Raw genomic sequence first — 17,953 nt, forward strand, 5'->3', positions numbered from 1 at the left:
CGCTGGACTAAACAAAGGCCCCCTTTTAGGGGGCTCACACAAAGCCACCTTCTTTAGAAGGTGGTAATTTACTTTCTTTAAAATAAAGTATGGTCTCCCTCCTTTTAAAGTGGTAAGTGTTGAATAATTCAGCAGTGGTTAGGTAAATGAATAAAATAACTAAACTCGCTTTGACTTTGTCCGTATTGACATCTGTTGTTGGGTGTCAACTGGTCTCAAATACGCCGATGCAATCGACAGCAACGAACGAAATAATTGAAAAAGCAAAGGCAGAGTTTGATGGACAACGTTTTTATAAGTTGAATGAATATGATGAAGAAATCAACGTTTCAGATGACGGGGTCATTACCTTCAAGTCTTACTTACCACGCAGCGGCGGCTATGAATGGGTACCAATTGTGATACGCGATACTAGTTTTCGTGTTTCTTGCGATTATTTCAGTGAATATGTTGAAGCTGGAATGGTTGTTCAGGTTCAGTTTGTAGGTAAACGCGGGCGCATTGAAAATTACGACAAGCAACGTTGTGAAGAGTTTGGCGAGCCAAAATGGCAATAAGATCTATGGATAATTAAAGCGCCGACAGGCGCTTTTTATTTACGTTTGAGTTAACCGTTAGAAAAGATGTAGACCAATCTTCGGAAGATTAGGCAAGCAATGCGTAGTATCTGGTCACAAGTTGGTATGAACTTGCCTTTTAGAAAACGCTAATAAAATCGCTAAACAGCTACATGCTAATAGAACGACACCTAAGTTTTGTGCTGTTCCAGCCATCGCTAGTCCCGTCCCGATCATGATGTAGTACATGAGCCCAAATAAAGCGCCTGCGCTACCTACCTGTTGTTTATAATCAACGAGTGCGTCACTGAGTATATTGGGTATCGCAATCCCATAAGACATGACGACTAACACCATTGGAGCAACAAACCAGATTGATTGGCTCAGAATCAACACACCGACTGATCCCAAACTAAGCAATACTGCTGAGAGCCAAAGTAGTTGGCTTTTTCGAACATTTTTAGACACTAGGGATTTGTTTAAATAACTCCCAAGCAGAGTGCCTAACCCCAGTACCATGCCACTGTATCCAAATTGTTCGGAGTTATACCCAAGTGCTGAGAAAGTAAATGCGCCAAGCTGGTAATAAGAAAATAGAGCAATGTTATACAAAGCAACCAATAATCCTGAGCGCCAAATTCGCGCGTCTCTTACCATTTCCCAGCTAAGTTGATGCAACCGCACTGGTGTCTGTTCCTTCTGTGTTTCAGGAAGCTTAATAACGTTATAAGCGAGTAATACTAACGCGATTAAAAACAAGGCAAAAAACACATAACGGTATCCACCGAACGCTGTAAGCTGCCCACCTAATAGCATGCCAACTACCGGGCTGATTGATATGCCCATCCCCATTAAGCTGAAGACTTTACTCAGTTCTTGGCCGTCAAACGCGTCACGAAGCATGGTCTGTGTGACAACGGATCCTACCGCGATACCAAATGCGCTTAGGGCTCGCGCGGTCATGACAACAGCAAAGCTTTCGGTTTGAGTTGCGAGTAAAGATGCGCAACCATAGATAAAGAGCCCAATAAGCATGGTGGGCCTTCTTCCCAGTTTATCTGCGAGAACTCCCCAAACTACAACGCCAATGGCAAAAGCTAGGAAGTAAATCGACAATGTTTGGGCTGCTTGTGCGTGGTTTACATCAAATGATAGAGCGATTGAGCTCAACGCTGGGCTATAAATAGTTTCTACAATTTGCGGAAACATCAACATAACCAGCATGAGCCATAAAGAGGGCTTAGTATTCATATTGTTACCCATCGTTAATGAAGTTGGCGGGCAGTATAAATGAGGCTATGATTGATCTAATAACAACATAAAAACCAAATACATCAACATTCGGACAAAATGGCGCTTATTAACGAAAAAACACAATTTGATGCAGACAAGATTACTAATTATGTAGTGGGAATTGCTGCTGATATTGGCAAGCACGACTCAGGTATGCATATGCACAAGAAAGGGCAGTTATTGTACGCACCTCAAGGTTGTATGAGTTTTGCTCTGGAAGACTCGATTTGTATTTTGCCACCGACAAAGGCGGTTTGGATCCCACCTAATACGCCGCATCGCGCACTAATGACGAATGTGGTGGCGTATCGATCTTTGTATTTTGATTGTGAGGAGTTTGCCTGTCCGAGTAAGATCACGATGATAGAAGTGAATAATTTGCTCCAAGCTCTTATTGATAAAATGTCATTTTGGGAGTGGGATAAGCCTAGCAGCGAGATGGTAAATACGACGGCGCTTTTTTGGGAGGAGTTTTATGCTGCGAAACGTTATTCGTTTCAGTTGCCTTTGCCATCGCATCGGCGCTTAACAACGTTTCGTCGAGAGTTGGTTGAACCTTCATTTCTGGCTCCTTCGCTTACTACTCTTGCAAGCAAAGTTGGGGCAAGCACCAAGACGGTAACACGATTATTTAAGTCGGAAACGGGAATGAATTATCAAGATTGGCGGCAACAGTGGAGGCTTTTAAAGGCAGTTGAATTGTTATCAACGGGCATGCCAGTCAGCGCAGCTGCCGATTGGCTGGAGTTTTCGTCAGACAGTGCTTTTATTGCATTTTTCAAAAAGCAAACTGGACAAACACCTCTGACGTTTATGAAAACCAAACCTTAAGCGTCAAAATGCTCACACTCTTTCTAGAACAATCCCCAGGTTCACAGGCTCAGCCTATAAAGCATACATAGACAGGTACCAACGTGCAGGTTACTTGTCTTTACTCTGCAGTTTGCGAAAGTATTGCGTAGTAAAATCAACAAAGGCTCGGATGCGTTTTGGTTGATGTCGGTCGTGATGATAAAGGAGTGAAAATTCCACACTCGGAATGCTCCAATTGGTAAACACTTCTTTTAGCTTGCCTGTCTGGAGTTCTTGTTGACAATAAAGTGCTGGCACACGGATGATGCCATTTCCCGCCAAGGCTGCTTTTATCATTACTCTGCCACTCTTACATCGTAACTGTCCACGTATCTGGTGTTCCGTTGACTGCTTTGTATTCGTGTTCTCAAATGCCCACCGTGTCACACTACCTGTCAAACAAACGTGTTTTTCTAAGTCCTTTGGATGAGAAGGATAGCCATATGTTTCTAAATAGTTTGGGCTTGCGTATGTCCCCATTTCCACATCGATCAGTTTGCGAGCGATAAAGTTGGAGTCGTCTAACTTTCCCATTCGAAAAGCGATATCGAATTCATCCGCGATTAAATCGACACGATGGCTACTAAAATCTAAGTTAATGCTCACTTGTGGGTGTTGGATTAGAAATTGAGCAACGATATCTGCGACAACGTCTTCTCCTAAATAGCCCCCCACACAGTTGATACGAATGTCACCTCTTAAGTCTTCTACATCATCAACCACTGCCATAACAGCTTGATCAATATTGTGAAGGGCAGTTTCACACTGTTTATACAGAACCTTGCCTGCTTCGGTGAGGTTCAGTGTTCGAGTGGTCCTTTGTAGCAAAGTGACACCAATCTGTTGCTCCAGATTTGTTATTTGACGTGAAACGTGTGAGCGAGAAACGCCAAGTTGCTCTGCTGCTTTCGTGAAGTTTCCTAGTTGAGCGATTAGGACGAAAGAGCGAATATCCGCAAGGTTGATGTGTGTTTGCATGATGACTTCTTCATAATTCAAAAAAGTATTGTTGCAGTATAACAACAGTGTTTCAACTAGGTCGGTATATATCAACAAACAAAGTTTTCTTAAACTTACCGCCACTGATGTAAACCGTTCGATTAAGGATTCAAAATGAAAAAGTTAATTGTTATTACAGGCGCTAGTTCAGGCATTGGTGAAGCGATTGCACGTCACTTCAGTGAACAGGGCCATGCTCTTCTTTTGTTAGCAAGACGTGTAGAACGTTTGGAAGCATTAAACTTACCAAATACGCTTTGTGAAAAGGTAGATGTGACCGACAAAGCTTCTTTTGAGGCTGCAATTGAGAAAGCTGAAGCGTTGTATGGTCCGGTAGATGCACTTGTAAATAACGCAGGCGTTATGCTTCTAGGTCAGATAGATACTCAGGAAGCATCGGAGTGGAAGCGCATGTTTGATGTGAACGTAATTGGTTTGCTCAATGGCATGCAGTCCGTCCTAGCACCTATGAAAGCACGTAACAGTGGTACGATCATTAACATCAGCTCTATCGCGGGCAAGAAAACATTCCCTGATCATGCTGCTTATTGCGGTACCAAATTTGCGGTTCATGCTATTTCTGAAAACGTACGTGAAGAAGTTGCGTCATCGAATGTTCGCGTTACGACGATTGCACCTGGTGCAGTGGAAACGGAATTACTTTCACATACAACGTCTCAAGATATTAAAGATGGCTATGACGCTTGGAAGATGGATATGGGCGGCGTGTTGGCAGCAGACGACATTGCACGAGCAGTGCTGTTTGCTTATCAGCAACCGCAAGGTGTATGTGTTCGTGAAATTGCTTTGGCACCGACAAAACAACAACCTTAACATTGAGTTACGGCGATTTTAGGTCACTAAAGCCGTAAAACTTTGCATATCGATTCGTGATTGAGATGGCATCTTTAAACTAAGTTGCGTGAAAATTTAGGCCATCTATTTAAATCCGGACAATAAGTGTGTTATTGCTTATACCCAAGTTACTTAAGGTGAGAAAAAACTTTGAGTAATTTGGGTTTTTATTTGGTCTTAACTTTAGGTAGCGGAATTTATTTAGGTCGAAGGCGATAGTTGTGAAGAAAGGAGAGTGTGACGTAAAACAAAATGAAGCAATATCCGTCTCTTAATGAGAATTGATTTCATCAACGTCACAAGCCGTTACAATTATCCGTTAGGTATTATACTTTGTGGGTGGTTAATATTTAACCAAACAAGGAGGTGTGTATGAAACGATTCGCAAACATACTTTTTGCAACACAAGGATTGCCAGGCCATAGTGACGCCCTCGAACAAGCGATGAGGATTGCATCTAGCAACAAAGTGCCTGTCTCAGGGCTAATAGCGTGTCCTGATTTCCCAACAGACATGATCCAGTATCAGCAAAGTTATGAGCAATCGCTGCAAGACTCCCTCAAACAAAGTATTCACGAATATAGACAGAAGCTGGGACTCTCTGAAGAGGATCTCGCATTTCCTCTTACTGTGAAAAGCAGTGAAAAGCCCGCTGTCTGTATTATTCAAGAAGCATTAGCTGATAACAAAGATCTCATCATCAAAGAAGCTGAACCGCTCGGTGAAGGTGCTGAGGGTTTCAAAGCTATTGATATGACTCTGTTACGAAAATGCCCTTGTCCGCTTTGGTTGCACCGACCAATTGATAAGCCAAGAGATAAGCGCCGTGTTGCTGTGGCTATCGACCCATTAACGGCAAGCGATGAACAGCACTCATTAGCCGTGCGTTTACTCGAATTATCGCGTTCGATTGCCGACACCTGCGATAGTCGTTTACACGTGATTTCTTGCTGGGAGTATTACTTAGAAAACTACCTAAATGGTAACGCTTGGATTCAAGTCGATGATGCTGAGTTGAAACATGAACTCGACAAAGCAAAAGCCGATCATAAACAAGCTCTGCAACAGCTGTTGGAGGAGTCTGGGATTACAGGTGAAATTGTGATTCACCACCTGCATGGAAAACCCGACGAAAAGATTCCAGATTACGTAGAGAGTATTGAGGTAGACGTGCTGGTAATGGGAACCTTAGCGAGAACTGGTATATCTGGCTATGTCATTGGTAATACGGCTGAAAATATTTTGCAATCGATTAACTGTAGTTTGGTCGCTCTTAAGCCCGATGGTTTTGTCTCACCGATTCAGTAATTGAGGTGTAACAAAGTTGGGTTTAAGTGATGTTTTAGGTAAAGGAGGGAGATGGATCTCTAGAACATGGAATTATCAATGTATCAATAAGTTATCAGAGGAGAGAGACATGAAAAACCTATGCCCGAAATGCCACACAGAAATGATAGAACGTTCGAATGTTTATGTTTGTCCGAGAAATGATATCGGTGACTGCACCTACGATGCATTCGAGTTAGCTGATGACGATAATCCATATACATTCAGCCAAGAACACGTAAGTAGTGACCTACGTTCTTATGCCGTAGCAGACAGCAAATAGCGGTTTGTATCGGCGTTCCTCTAAGTAGCACTCAGTGATTACTGTTTGCTACTTTTCCCTTGGTTTCATGATCGTTTTTGAAGCGCTTGGGCTAAAACAATACAGTGGAGTTTGTCATTTGCGCCGAATAGGGCGTACCTTCTTATAATAACGAATGGGCTGCGATGTTGAATAACATAACGGGTAAAGAAAACCTGCCGAAAAACCTAGATAATCAGTTGGTCTTACTGATTTTCCCTGCGCTGCCAGTTTTAATCTTCTCTTTTCTCCTCTACATCTATACTCCTGCAGGCGTGAGCTGGAATGCGGAATGGATACCAAGCCTCGATATCAACCTTAGCTTTAGACTAGATGGCCTTTCATTTCTTTTTGCGGGACTGATCAGTGGGATTGGCGCACTGATTCAAATCTACGCTTTGGCTTATTTACGAGAAAGTGATAGCCGGTTTTCCTTTCATTTGTATCTAACCCTATTCATGCTTGCCATGCTAGGGATTGTGATGAGCGATAACATTCTGTTGTTATTTGTTTTCTGGGAACTCACCACCATCACTTCTTATTTACTGATCGGGTTTAATCACGAAAATAAAACGTCTCGGAAAAACGCCTTGCAGTCGCTGATTGTTACTGGTGCTGGTGGACTAGCGTTGCTAGCTGGTCTTATCTTGCTGGGAGCAATGGCAGGGAGTTATGAGCTAAATACCATTATCGAGCAGGCAGACACTATTGCGCAGCATGAATGGTTTATCCCATCTCTAGTACTCATACTACTCGGTGCATTTACTAAATCTGCGCAATTCCCGTTTCATTTTTGGCTACCTAACGCGATGGCAGCTCCCACTCCGGTCAGTGCGTATTTACACTCGGCAACAATGGTAAAGGCAGGCATTTACCTATTAGCACGTTTATCGCCAGTTTATGCCCACAGCGAGATCTGGTTTTATGCTTTAGTCATCACTGGGAGTATCACGGCCATTTGGTGCACATTTGTCGCATTAAAACAAACTGACTTGAAGCTGATGCTAGCCTACAGCACGAATGTTGCTTTGGGTAAATTAACATTATTACTAGGTATGGGCACAGATTTGGCCGTTAGTGCAGTATTGATGTTTATTCTCGCTCACTCTTTCTATAAAGCTGCGCTGTTTATGGTGGTGGGTAATATCGACAAAGCGACAGGAACACGAGATATTGATCAATTGTACGGCCTGAAGTCAGTTCTCGTCATCAGCATGGTTGCGGGGAGTTTGGCTGCATTGTCTAAAGCGGGGTTCCCGCCGTTGTTAGGCTTTTTGAGCAAAGAATACATGTACAAGTCCGCAGTAGAGCTCAATAACTGGATCGCCTTTGTACTTTTAATCGTGAATATACTGATGGTCGCGCTAACCATTATGCTTATTGCGAGACCATTCTTTGCTCGCCGTGATCTCGTGCCGATTGAAACTAAGCCAGTTGAGACAAAAAAAGCCATGTGGATCTCGCCTTTGCTCTTGGCAGTTGGCAGCCTCCTAGTTCCGTTATTCGGTTTGAATTGGTTAGATCGCAATATTATTTTTCCGGGCTCTACTGACATTCTGCCCACAGCAACTCTTAAAGAGACATCACTATGGCATGGCGTGAATGTACCGTTAGTGTTAAGCGTTATTACGCTAGCGTTGGGGTATGTGGTGTACCGTGTTTATCCTACTGTGTCTGCATTTTTTCAGCGGCTACATCTATTCGTCCCCAAAGCGGAGAATATTTTTGAACGACTATTAGATGGCATGATGACAGTGGCGAAGTGGCAAACGGCGCGGTTACAGCAAAAGAAATTGAGTCGCTATGTCCTATTATTTTTCACGGTACTTGCCGTTGCGTTACTGAGTCAGGTAGCGCTTATTCCTCTGCCTTTGGTTGGCGAACTTTCAAGTGTCACTTTCTATGAGATTGGTATTGCCTTATTGTTGATTGGTGCTGCGCTCGTATGTACGTTGTCCCACGCAAGACTTCTTGCGATTTCTGCGCTTGGTATGATTGGCTTCATGACCACGCTTGTTTTTATGATTTATAGCGCCCCGGACGTTGCGAAGACTTTACTGTTAGTGGAAACATTAATGGTGGTCTTTCTTGCATTGTTAATGCGTCATATGCCACGTCTAACCACCGTGCCTAAGCATTCAATAAAACGTAAAGTAGCGAATATTTGCATAGCAGGTGTGATAGGTGTTTCGGTTACTTTACTTTTGTTAGGAATCACGTCTCAGCCGATGGACTCTTCGGTGTCAGATTTCTTTGCAGAAAACAGTGTCCCGGGTGGACATGGGCGAAACATTGTTAACGTTATTCTGGTCGACTTTCGCGCATTTGATACATTGGGAGAAGTTGTTGTCGTTGTTATTGCAGGGATTGCTGCAGTGAGTTTGCTTAAGACAAGAGCGAAAAAGCAAAATCGTATCCAATCATTAATTTTTGCAACCACGGCACACATTGTTTCGGCACTCATGCTCGTATTTTCAGTGTATCTGTTGTTACGTGGTCATAACGAACCGGGTGGTGGCTTTATTGGTGCGTTGATTGCCGTTATTGGTTTATCACTTCTCATGTTCGCGGAATCACCGAAATACGTTCGTTCTAGGTTGTATTTCAAACCGTTTCTCATTGCGTTATCTGGCATCGCATTGAGCTTAGTTTCTGGTGCTTTGAGCTTTGCGTTTGATAAACCGTTTTTGACCGGACTGTGGTGGAAAGACGTGATACCACTAGGGACGCCATTGGTTTTTGATGTTGGTGTTTACCTTGCCGTTATAGGTGGCGTGATGGGTATGCTGCTTCGTATTAATGAGGAGCTAGAGTGATGGAAATAGTCTGGAGTGTTGTCGTTGGAGTATTTGTCGCAGCAGGTGTTTATTTAATGCTTGAAAAGCATATCTTGCGCCTTTTGTTCGGCATCATGTTACTCAGTAGTGCGGTTAACCTTGCTATTTTTACCGCTGGAAGGCTGACGCCCGGAGAGCCGCCATTGATTGGCGATAATGCTCTTTTACCACCAGATAGCGCGGCAAATCCTTTACCTCAAGCGCTTATCTTAACTGCGATAGTCATCGGTTTTGGACTACTTATTTTTGCTTTAATGCTGTTCTATCGAGCTTATAAAGACACTGGAACTGCAAACGTCGATGAAATGCAACGTTCTGAGGAGGGTCAATGAGTTCGATTTTGCTTACGTTACCGGTTGTTCTCTCGCTGAGTACGGCGTTGACTATCTTCTTCGTCCGTCGCTCAACAAAAAGTGTTGAGTGGTTGAGCGGTGTAAGTGCGATTTCGAACCTTTTCGTTGCGGGCTTTCTCACAGAAAACATCATAAGTAATGGTATTCAAGCCGTTGCTTTTGGTCAGTGGAGTGCGCCATTTGGTATCGTGTTTGTCGCAGATTACCTCAGCGTTGCTATGGTGATGATAACGGCGGTGATTGGTGCGATATGTGTTTTCTACGCGATGGCGGACCTTCACCGAAAGCCCTCCTATAGCAATTACCATGCGTTAATGCACGTGTTGCTTGCTGGCGTTTATGGTGCTTTCCTGACTGGAGATATTTTTAATCTGTATGTTTGGTTTGAGGTCATGCTCATTTCATCATTTGGTTTAATGGTGTTAGATGCAACGAAAACTCAAGTTGATGGTGCAGTAAAGTACGTGATGTTGAACCTGATTTCGACGCTGGTATTTTTGCTTGCTATCGGTTTATTGTATGGAGCAACGGGCACCTTGAACTTGGCCGATCTCTACACCAAAGTAGGGGAAAATGAATTGAGCATCAACATGATGCTGTCCGCGCTATTTTTGTTTGCCTTTTCTATTAAAGCGGCACTCTTTCCTTTATTTGCTTGGTTGCCAGCTTCTTATCACACGTTACCAAGCGGTGTGGTGGCACTGTTTGCCGCGTTGCTTACTAAAGTCGGTGTATACGCGTTGATAAGAGTCTTTACCTTGGTATTTCCGCTCGCCGAGAGTGGTTGGCAACCGACGTTAATTTGGGTCGCAGGGCTAACCATGTTAACGGGCGTTTTAGGAGCGGCTAGCCAATTCGACATTAAGAAAATTCTTTCTTTTCATATTATTAGCCAAATAGGCTATATGATCATGGGGTTGGCTATTTACACTCCCTTAGCTTTAGCCGGTGCCATTTTCTACATTGTTCATCACATCATTGTAAAAGCGAATTTGTTCTTAATAGGTGGATTCATCGAGCGCAAATATGGCTCTAGTCAACTTGAACATTTGGGTGGGGTATACAAAGCTATGCCTTGGTTAGCGTTCTTGTTTCTTGTCCCTGCGTTTTCTCTGGCCGGTTTCCCACCGCTATCGGGTTTCTGGGGAAAGCTATTGGTCATCAAGTCGAGCATACAGGCTGAGTATTACTGGTTAGCAGGTACCGCGTTATTGGTGGGGTTGCTTACTGTCTACTCGATGACGAAAATTTGGAGTGAGGCATTTTGGAAAAAGCCATTTAGAGAGAAGCCAGAACAGACTCTGCAGGCCAAAGTACATTGGTTGTACTGCGTTCCAATTATTGTATTGACAACGTTGACGCTAATCATTGGCTTAGTGGCGGAGCCTTTTTATCAATTTTCCGTTCAAGCTGCAGAACAACTGTTAAATCCGACTGAATACATCAGAGTGGTGTTAGGAGGAAATGCATGATCTATCTATTCCTCAATTTTTTCTTAGCGTTAGCGTGGATGATGCTTAATGGCAGCTATTCGAGTCTGAATTTTGTTGTCGGATTTACGGTCGGCTTTTTTGCTTTAAGGTTGAGTCAACCATTTGGATTGAAAACGAGCTATTTTCAACGTTTTGCATCTGCATTGAAGTTATTGGTGTACTTCGCTTATGAAATGGTTATATCGGTTGCGAAAGTGGTGTGGGACGTCGTGACACCTACTCATTTGAGTCAGCCTGATATCGTTTATGTCCCTCTGGAGGTCGATTCTGATCTAGAAATCACATTACTGGCGAACATGGTTTCTTTAACACCGGGCACGCTTAGTTTGGATGTTACGGCTGATAAAAAGTATCTTATCGTTCATGCCATGTTTGCACCTGAACATGAAGAGGTTATTCGCGGAATTAAAGATGGGTTAGAGCATCGAATTTTGGAGGTGACGCGTGGATAGTTGGCTGAAAATAACGGTCACTTTTGCCTATTCTGGGCTACTACTCAGCTTTGTTATGGCTTTTGCTCGTTTAATTCTAGGACCAACGCTAGCTGATCGAGTTGTGGCGTTAGATCTGATTTCATTTATCACTATCGGATTTATTACGGTTTACACCTTAGACAGCGGTGAGGACGCTCTGTTAGACATCGCCATTACATTAGGTTTGGTCGCATTTCTCGGCACGATCGCATTTGCACGTTTGATCGTTAAAAGAAAGGAGAAAGAATAATGGACGTGTTGATTGGACTATTTTTATGCTTAGGAACATTGTTGACCTTGGTTGCAAGTCTAGGTGTCCTGAGGCTTCCGGATTTGTATACCCGAATGCATGCAGCGACCAAAGCTGGAACTGTCGGAGTGAGCTGCTTGTTATTAGCGGTCGCTTTCTCACTCCCTGAAGTTACCGTGATCTCTCGGGTTATCGGTACGATGTTGTTTATCGTTCTCACTGCGCCAGTCGCCTCCCACCTGCTCGGCAGAGCAATGCGAGAGGTCGGATATAAGATTTGGCGCAATGATTAACCATTAGCGTCGAATAGTACTACGTCCTAGTTGAAATAAACTCGAAGCTGTATTGATGAAGTCGGAAGTAATTGACGGTATATTCAAATGCACGACCATCTTCTAGGTAACCAGTGGACTCAACTTTTAGAATAGGGGAAGCTTCTGATTCATTCAGGTATGAGGCCGTCTCTGCATCTAACAAATACGGTTTGACAGACTGACTGCTTTTCGCAATTTTCAATCCTTTGCTATTTTCAATGTACTCATATTTAGAACCATTCATTATGGCTATGCTCAAGTCTGGAAATAACACTGCTGGCATATGAGTGACTTCGTAAATTTCAGGCTCATCATTAATACATCTGAGTCTATGTATTTCATATGTATCATCATTGGGCGAGAGATTTAACTGCTTAGCAACCTGTTCATTCGGTTTTTTAAGTTCGAACTTTATGACTTGAGAGCTAGGCGTTTTCCCCTGTTTACTGACTTCCTCGATAAAACCCAGCAAATGTAAGGCATCATGTTGGGCTTTTAGATCGTTTACATAAGTTCCACTACCTCTTGTCCGACTAATTAAATTATTGTCGACCAGAATTTGTAAGCTTTTTCTGATGGTTACGCGGCTTACGGAAAACTCTTCTTGCAAATCACTCTCTTTTGGAAGCATCGATTTAGGTTGTAGTTCCCCATCTTTGATCTTTTTTTCTAATCGTTCCGCAATGTCTATGTATTTGGGTTTCATAATACCTCGCTAAGTCTTGGATCATGATAGCAAGAATGTGATCTGAGATGTAGTTAATACTTTTCCTTAGGATCTTTGTGTGATTTTTATCTCGTATCTTTGTGCTTACACTTTAAATGTATCATAAAAGTATTAATACTTATTTTATACATTTTCAGGATAAACATTTGAGGTAGCGAAATGAAACGTCAAAAATTAACGATTGTTGGTGCTGGCAGTACATACACACTTGGTATGATGAACAGCCTTATTGCCGAAAAAGATAACTTTCCACTCGCAAAAGTCGTGTTTTACGACATAGATGAGAAACGCCAAGAATCGAATGCATTAGCTACTGAAATTCTATTGCGAGAACACTATCCAGAAGTTGAAGAGTTTGTTTATACAACGGATAAATCTGTCGCATTCGCAGATTCGGACTTTTTCTTTATCCAGATCCGCACTGGTGGGTTGGCCATGCGCGAGCGCGATGAACAAATCCCGCTATCCAACTCTTGTGTTGGGCAAGAGACATGTGGCGCGGGAGGAATGGCATATGGACTTCGCTCTATCGGCGACATGATCCAGCTAGTGAACGAGATCCGACAAACGTGTCCAGATGCGTGGATTCTTAATTACACCAACCCGGCGGCAATTGTCGCTGAAGCTTTAAATCGTGAATTTCCGCATGATAAGCGAATTCTAAATATCTGTGATATGCCAGCAGCGATTATGGTCAGCTATGCGCAATTGTTAGGATGTGAAATTTGGGACTTCGTTCCTGAATATTTTGGGCTTAATCACTATGGCTGGTTTACCAAAATTCGTAACAAACAGGGTGAAGACTTAACGGACAAAATTAAAAATATCATCCTAAAAGAAGGGATCAGTGCGGTTGATGCGGAAATAGCGGATGACCCATCGTGGCAAGCCACATTCAAAAACATGAGAACAATGCTTGCTGATAATCCAGAGTTTTTGCCGAATACGTATCTTCAGTACTATTTGTACCCTGAAAAAATGGTGGCGAAAGAGGATATCAACAATACCCGCGCAAGGCAGGTAATTAACGGCCGTGAGAAACGAGTGTTCGAATTGAACGCAAGAATAATTGAAGCGGGCACCACGAAGCACGAAACACTGCATGCCGATATCCATGGTCGATACATGGTGAGAGTTGCGGCTTCGCTTGCCTACAACTTGAGCGATGTGTATCTCGTCATCGTACCGAATAATGGTGCTATTACAAATTTACAAAATGACGCCATGGTAGAAGTTCCAGCTGCGCTAACTAGTGATGGACCGAAAGCTTTTACTGTAGGAAAAATCCCAACCTTCCAAAAAGCCATGATTGAAAGCCAACTTGGTTACGAGAAATTAGTCGTGGATGCTTGGTACGAAGGAAGTCAGCAAAAGCTGATTAATGCACTCACACTTAACCGTACCGTGGTTAATGTGCCAAAAGCTAAAGAAATAACAAAACAATTACTAGAAGAAAATAAAGCCTACCTTCCTCAATTTTTTCAATAACAACTGGACGTTCGGGGCCTACTTGTAGGCTCCGTGAATGAAACAAGAGGTTTATATGAAAGACATTATTCAAAGGTTCGGAGCCGCGATGTTTGTTCCCGTTCTATTATTTCCAGCAGCGGGCATGTTATTGGGTTTCTCTGTTGTGCTGTTAAATCAAGAAGTGTTCCCTTGGGCACTAGAGGGGAGTGCTTGGGTTAAAGTCTCGACGATCATTTTACAGGCATCTCTCGCTGTATTTAAAAATATGGCACTTATTTTTGCCGTTGGGTTACCTATCGCTTTAGCTAAAAAAGCATCTGGTCGCGCTGTACTTGCAACACTTGTTTCCTACATTACGTATAACTACGTTATTGGTGGAATCCTTCAATTTTGGGGGCCAGAACTGGGCGTTAACTATACGGAAGGTGAGCGAGGTTTGACTGAAGTTGGTGGCATTCTAACGCTTGATACCAACTTGCTAGGTGCCATTTTAATTGCAAGTCTCTCTGTTTGGGTTCACAACCGATTCTTTGATAAAAAGCTACCGGATTGGGCGGCTGTATTTGGCGGAACGCCATTGGTTGTGATCATTAGTTTCCCCATTATGGTCGTGATGGCAATTCTAACTTGTTTGACTTGGCCAAGTATTCAGCATGGTATTAACAATCTGCAATCATTTTTGGTTTCTGCTGGATCGTTAGGGGTATGGCTATTTACGTTTTTAGAGCGAATCATGATACCAACGGGATTGCATCATTTCGTATATGGTCCCGTTTTTTATGGGCCAGTTGCAGTCGATGGCGGGACGGTTGCCTATTGGATTCAAAATATACAGACATTCGCCCAGAGCTCGGAAAGTTTAACGACACAATTTCCTCAGGGTGGTTTGATGTTGACGGGAATGGGTAAAGTGTTTGGTTGTACGGGTATCGCACTAGCACTCTATTCAGTTGCGAAAAAAGAAAATAAAAAGATGGTGATGGGGTTAGTGCTCGGAGCCGCAATCACAGCAATTCTTACAGGGATCACCGAACCAATAGAGTTTACATTCTTATTTATCGCACCTGCGCTGTTTGCTTTGCATGCGTTGTTATCTGCGACAATGGCAACGATCGCCTTTATGTTTGGTGTTTCCGGTAACTTTCAGACTGGCTTGATAGACTTCATTTTCCAAAACTGGTTGCCTTTGGCTGGTAACCATGCAGGAACATACGTGATTCAGATTATTATTGGTCTCATGTTTACTGGTGTTTACTTTGTTACGTTTCGCGCGCTTATTTTAAAATACAACATACTTACTCCGGGGCGTGAAGGTGCAGATAGTAAGTTGTATTCCAAAGCTGACTACAAAGAAGCGAAAGCGGTCCATAGCAGTAGCGCAAGTCCGTCACAAGCTAGTGCCTTTATTGAAGGTTTGGGTGGAAAAGAAAACATTGACTTGTTAACTAATTGCGCGACGCGTCTGCGTGTTAAAGTTAAAGATGTCTCTCTGGTAAAGGAGAACGCATTTTTCACACAGCACGGAGCGGTGAATATTGTTAGAAATCAAGAGAGCCTTCAAATCATCGTTGGTTTAACGGTGCCACAAGTTCGCGAAGATATGAGCCAACTGATAAAAGCTTAACCCCCAAACTAATGCTCCAGCTCATATGGCTCAAAGGTGAGATAGAATTATCTCACCTTTTTTGTGTACATGAAGCATATTTCGCGCAGTTTCCACGAAAGTGGGGAGGAGTTATCGAGCGAGCTAAAAATACAGTTAGGTTATACCCGTCTGTATTGTTGGAAGACTTGTTGAGTCTCTAAGTGATAGTGGCGCCACTTTCTATGTTGAAAAGCGTTTTAATTTCTTCCAGCACTTCTGGGTTAGCAATAGCACCAATGTTTTTTACAGCTTGTCCGTTTACCAATTGTTTCACTGCTAGCTCAACCAATTTGCCTGAGCGCGTTTTAGGAATATCACTGATAGCAAAAATTTGTCGTGGGACATGGCGCGGTGAACATTTTGTTTTCAATGTTTGGCGAATTGAATCGGTGAGTTGTTGGGTTAACTCGACATTGTGAGCGAGTTTTACTAGTAACCAGATTTCTTCAGACTGCTGGTTTAACTTGCCGACAGCGATGGAGTCTTCAACCTCGGGTAACGCGTTCACTTGCTGGTAGATTTCAGCGGTACCGATTCGTACGCCGCCTGGATTTAAGGTTGCGTCACTACGGCCATAAAAAATAAAGCCGCCATGTTCGGTTTGCATCACATCGTCGCCATGGTGCCAGATATCGGTAAACTTGCTCCAATAAGCGTTGTGATAACATTCGCCGTTGTCGTGCCAGAAGCCAATAGGGAAGTTAGGTAGCGAGTTATTACAAGTCAGTTCGCCGCGTTTTTGCGTAATAGTATGTCCATCATCCTCTAGAACACGTGCGTCGATTCCCAGCCCTGAGCCTTGGCATTCACCTTTGTAAACTGGTGAAATAGGGTTTCCAAGTACAAAGCATCCGCAAATATCTGTGCCGCCAGCGATAGAAGCGAGATGCAAGTCCTGCTTGATGTGCTGATAGACATAATTAAATTGTTCTGGGTAAAGCACCGAACCAGTTGAGCACAGAGTTTTGAGTGACTTCAAGTTATGTTCTAGTTTTGGAGAGCAGTTCGCATGCTCCAGTGCCTCTAAGTATTTCGCTGAAGTACCAAACAGCGACACGTTATGTTCTTCTGCTAATCGCCATAAGACGGAGTGATCAGGATAAACCGGACTACCGTCGTAAATCACTAAGGTTGCACCACTCGCAAGAGCGGAAACATGCCAGTTCCACATCATCCAACCACATGTTGTGTAGTAGAAAACCTTGTCTTGCGATTTGATGTCGCAATGCAGTTGATGTTCTTTGAGGTGATTGAGCAAGGTACCGCCTGCGGAATGAACAATACACTTAGGTTGACCTGTTGTACCAGAAGAATACAAAATGAATAACGGGTCATTAAACAGCGTTGGTTGATATTGAATTGATTGTGGAGAAAAGTGGTGAGTAATATCGGACCAAGAAACAAACTCAGAAGTGCTAGCACTCTCAGCGTTTTGTAAATATTCGATTTGGCATACGCTAATAGTAGTCTCTTCGGAGGCACTGCTTAACTTACTACTAAGAGTGGTGTTCTTGTCCGTCATATCGAAAGCTTTGCCTCCGAACTGGTAGCCATCACAGCAAAAAAGAACTTTCGGTTTGACCTGACCAAAACGCTCTACGACGCTATCGATACCAAAATCAGGAGAGGTTGAAGTCCAAATGGCACCAAGACTGGTGGTGGCCAGCATGGCAATAACGGTTTCAGGAAGGTAGGGCAAATAACCCGCAACGACATCGCCTTTACCGACACCACAATTGAGTAGCCATTGTTGAATGGCAGAAACTTGTTCAAGCAATTGTTTACCGGAGAGTTGTCGGTGTTCACCGCTTTCATTGCTAAAAACAATAAACTCACGCTCTGGTGATTGTTCAGCCTGAGATAGGAGGTTCTCTGTGTAGTTCAGCGTGGCGTCAGCAAACCATACTGCGTCTCTATTTACATGGTGATGATTAGAACCTGTTTGTGTCCATTTGGGACTGCCAAGGCTCTTGATTTGCGAACCTATATCTCCGATTACGTTGCAAAACTGCCAAGTATGTCGCCAAAATTCATCATTGTGCTCAATGGACCACTGGTGTAGAAACGTGTAATTGTTGATTACGGTACCTTCGGCTTTGTCTTTATTAACCTTTTCGATGAACCGTAACAAGTTGCTATTGCTGACGCGCTCAGCAGATGGTGACCAAATAGGTGCAGAATTTGGCATAGGTCCCTCTAATTTCAATT

General features: G+C 43.2%; 17 protein-coding genes. 13 read left to right on the top strand and 4 right to left on the bottom strand.

Annotated features, from left to right (window positions below):
- Window positions 1-146 precede the first annotated feature (146 nt).
- Window positions 147-557 (top strand): hypothetical protein, encoded by a 411-nt coding sequence (locus tag R7F67_RS03880; protein ID WP_318056967.1) that lies wholly within the window; start codon window positions 147-149, stop codon window positions 555-557.
- A gap of 114 nt (window positions 558-671) precedes the next feature.
- Here the strand turns inward: R7F67_RS03880 and R7F67_RS03885 are convergent, their stop codons facing one another.
- Window positions 672-1,808 (bottom strand): multidrug effflux MFS transporter, encoded by a 1,137-nt coding sequence (locus R7F67_RS03885; protein ID WP_053304701.1) that lies wholly within the window; start codon window positions 1,806-1,808, stop codon window positions 672-674.
- A gap of 99 nt (window positions 1,809-1,907) precedes the next feature.
- On the opposite strand from R7F67_RS03885, the gene R7F67_RS03890 reads away from it, so the two are divergent.
- Window positions 1,908-2,681, top strand: coding sequence for an AraC family transcriptional regulator (locus R7F67_RS03890; protein WP_053304702.1), 774 nt, complete (start codon window positions 1,908-1,910; stop codon window positions 2,679-2,681).
- A gap of 90 nt (window positions 2,682-2,771) precedes the next feature.
- On the opposite strand, the gene R7F67_RS03895 is transcribed toward R7F67_RS03890, so the two are convergent.
- A complete protein-coding gene (locus R7F67_RS03895; protein WP_005373334.1) occupies window positions 2,772-3,680 on the bottom strand; it encodes a LysR family transcriptional regulator in 909 nt (302 codons plus the stop codon).
- 135 nt (window positions 3,681-3,815) lie between these two features.
- On the opposite strand from R7F67_RS03895, the gene R7F67_RS03900 reads away from it, so the two are divergent.
- The 9 genes from R7F67_RS03900 to mnhG all read left to right on the top strand — a co-directional run bounded on the left by R7F67_RS03900 (window position 3,816) and on the right by mnhG (window position 11,882).
- A complete protein-coding gene (locus tag R7F67_RS03900; RefSeq protein WP_318056968.1) occupies window positions 3,816-4,535 on the top strand; it encodes an SDR family oxidoreductase in 720 nt (239 codons plus the stop codon).
- A 393-nt stretch (window positions 4,536-4,928) separates the two neighbouring features.
- Window positions 4,929-5,864 (top strand): universal stress protein, encoded by a 936-nt coding sequence (locus tag R7F67_RS03905; protein ID WP_005373330.1) that lies wholly within the window; start codon window positions 4,929-4,931, stop codon window positions 5,862-5,864.
- Between the two features lie 109 nt (window positions 5,865-5,973).
- Window positions 5,974-6,165, top strand: a complete 192-nt coding sequence (locus R7F67_RS03910; protein WP_005373328.1) for a hypothetical protein — start codon at window positions 5,974-5,976, stop codon at window positions 6,163-6,165.
- A gap of 164 nt (window positions 6,166-6,329) precedes the next feature.
- The gene (mbhE, locus tag R7F67_RS03915) at window positions 6,330-8,999 is read left to right on the top strand and encodes a hydrogen gas-evolving membrane-bound hydrogenase subunit E (protein WP_318056969.1); all 2,670 of its coding nucleotides are present in this window, start codon (window positions 6,330-6,332) and stop codon (window positions 8,997-8,999) included.
- A complete protein-coding gene (locus R7F67_RS03920) occupies window positions 8,999-9,352 on the top strand; it encodes a Na+/H+ antiporter subunit C (RefSeq protein ID WP_017633704.1) in 354 nt (117 codons plus the stop codon). Before mbhE ends, R7F67_RS03920 begins: the two co-directional genes overlap by 1 nt.
- Window positions 9,349-10,845: a Na+/H+ antiporter subunit D gene (locus R7F67_RS03925; RefSeq protein WP_053349220.1), complete on the top strand. Its 1,497-nt coding sequence runs from the start codon at window positions 9,349-9,351 to the stop codon at window positions 10,843-10,845. The genes R7F67_RS03920 and R7F67_RS03925 overlap by 4 nt, the downstream gene beginning before the upstream one ends.
- Window positions 10,842-11,318: a Na+/H+ antiporter subunit E gene (locus R7F67_RS03930; protein ID WP_005373320.1), complete on the top strand. Its 477-nt coding sequence runs from the start codon at window positions 10,842-10,844 to the stop codon at window positions 11,316-11,318. Before R7F67_RS03925 ends, R7F67_RS03930 begins: the two co-directional genes overlap by 4 nt.
- Window positions 11,311-11,589 (top strand): cation:proton antiporter, encoded by a 279-nt coding sequence (locus R7F67_RS03935; protein ID WP_318056970.1) that lies wholly within the window; start codon window positions 11,311-11,313, stop codon window positions 11,587-11,589. Before R7F67_RS03930 ends, R7F67_RS03935 begins: the two co-directional genes overlap by 8 nt.
- Window positions 11,589-11,882 (top strand): monovalent cation/H(+) antiporter subunit G, encoded by a 294-nt coding sequence (mnhG, locus tag R7F67_RS03940; RefSeq protein WP_005373314.1) that lies wholly within the window; start codon window positions 11,589-11,591, stop codon window positions 11,880-11,882. Before R7F67_RS03935 ends, mnhG begins: the two co-directional genes overlap by 1 nt.
- A 19-nt stretch (window positions 11,883-11,901) precedes the next feature.
- Here mnhG and R7F67_RS03945 read toward each other — a convergent pair whose 3' ends face one another.
- Window positions 11,902-12,609: a GntR family transcriptional regulator gene (locus R7F67_RS03945; RefSeq protein ID WP_005373312.1), complete on the bottom strand. Its 708-nt coding sequence runs from the start codon at window positions 12,607-12,609 to the stop codon at window positions 11,902-11,904.
- Between the two features lie 180 nt (window positions 12,610-12,789).
- Here R7F67_RS03945 and R7F67_RS03950 point away from each other — a divergent pair, with 180 nt between their 5' ends.
- Window positions 12,790-14,118 (top strand): 6-phospho-alpha-glucosidase, encoded by a 1,329-nt coding sequence (locus R7F67_RS03950; protein ID WP_005373308.1) that lies wholly within the window; start codon window positions 12,790-12,792, stop codon window positions 14,116-14,118.
- Between the two features lie 55 nt (window positions 14,119-14,173).
- Window positions 14,174-15,724 (top strand): alpha-glucoside-specific PTS transporter subunit IIBC, encoded by a 1,551-nt coding sequence (locus R7F67_RS03955; protein WP_171345609.1) that lies wholly within the window; start codon window positions 14,174-14,176, stop codon window positions 15,722-15,724.
- A gap of 178 nt (window positions 15,725-15,902) precedes the next feature.
- On the opposite strand, the gene R7F67_RS03960 is transcribed toward R7F67_RS03955, so the two are convergent.
- Entirely contained in the window at window positions 15,903-17,933 is a 2,031-nt protein-coding gene (locus R7F67_RS03960) for an acetoacetate--CoA ligase (RefSeq protein ID WP_318056971.1), read from the bottom strand.
- Window positions 17,934-17,953: the final 20 nt, after the last annotated feature.

This window comes from Vibrio sp. YT-17 (assembly GCF_033337375.1).
Classification (GTDB): domain Bacteria; phylum Pseudomonadota; class Gammaproteobacteria; order Enterobacterales; family Vibrionaceae; genus Vibrio; species Vibrio alginolyticus.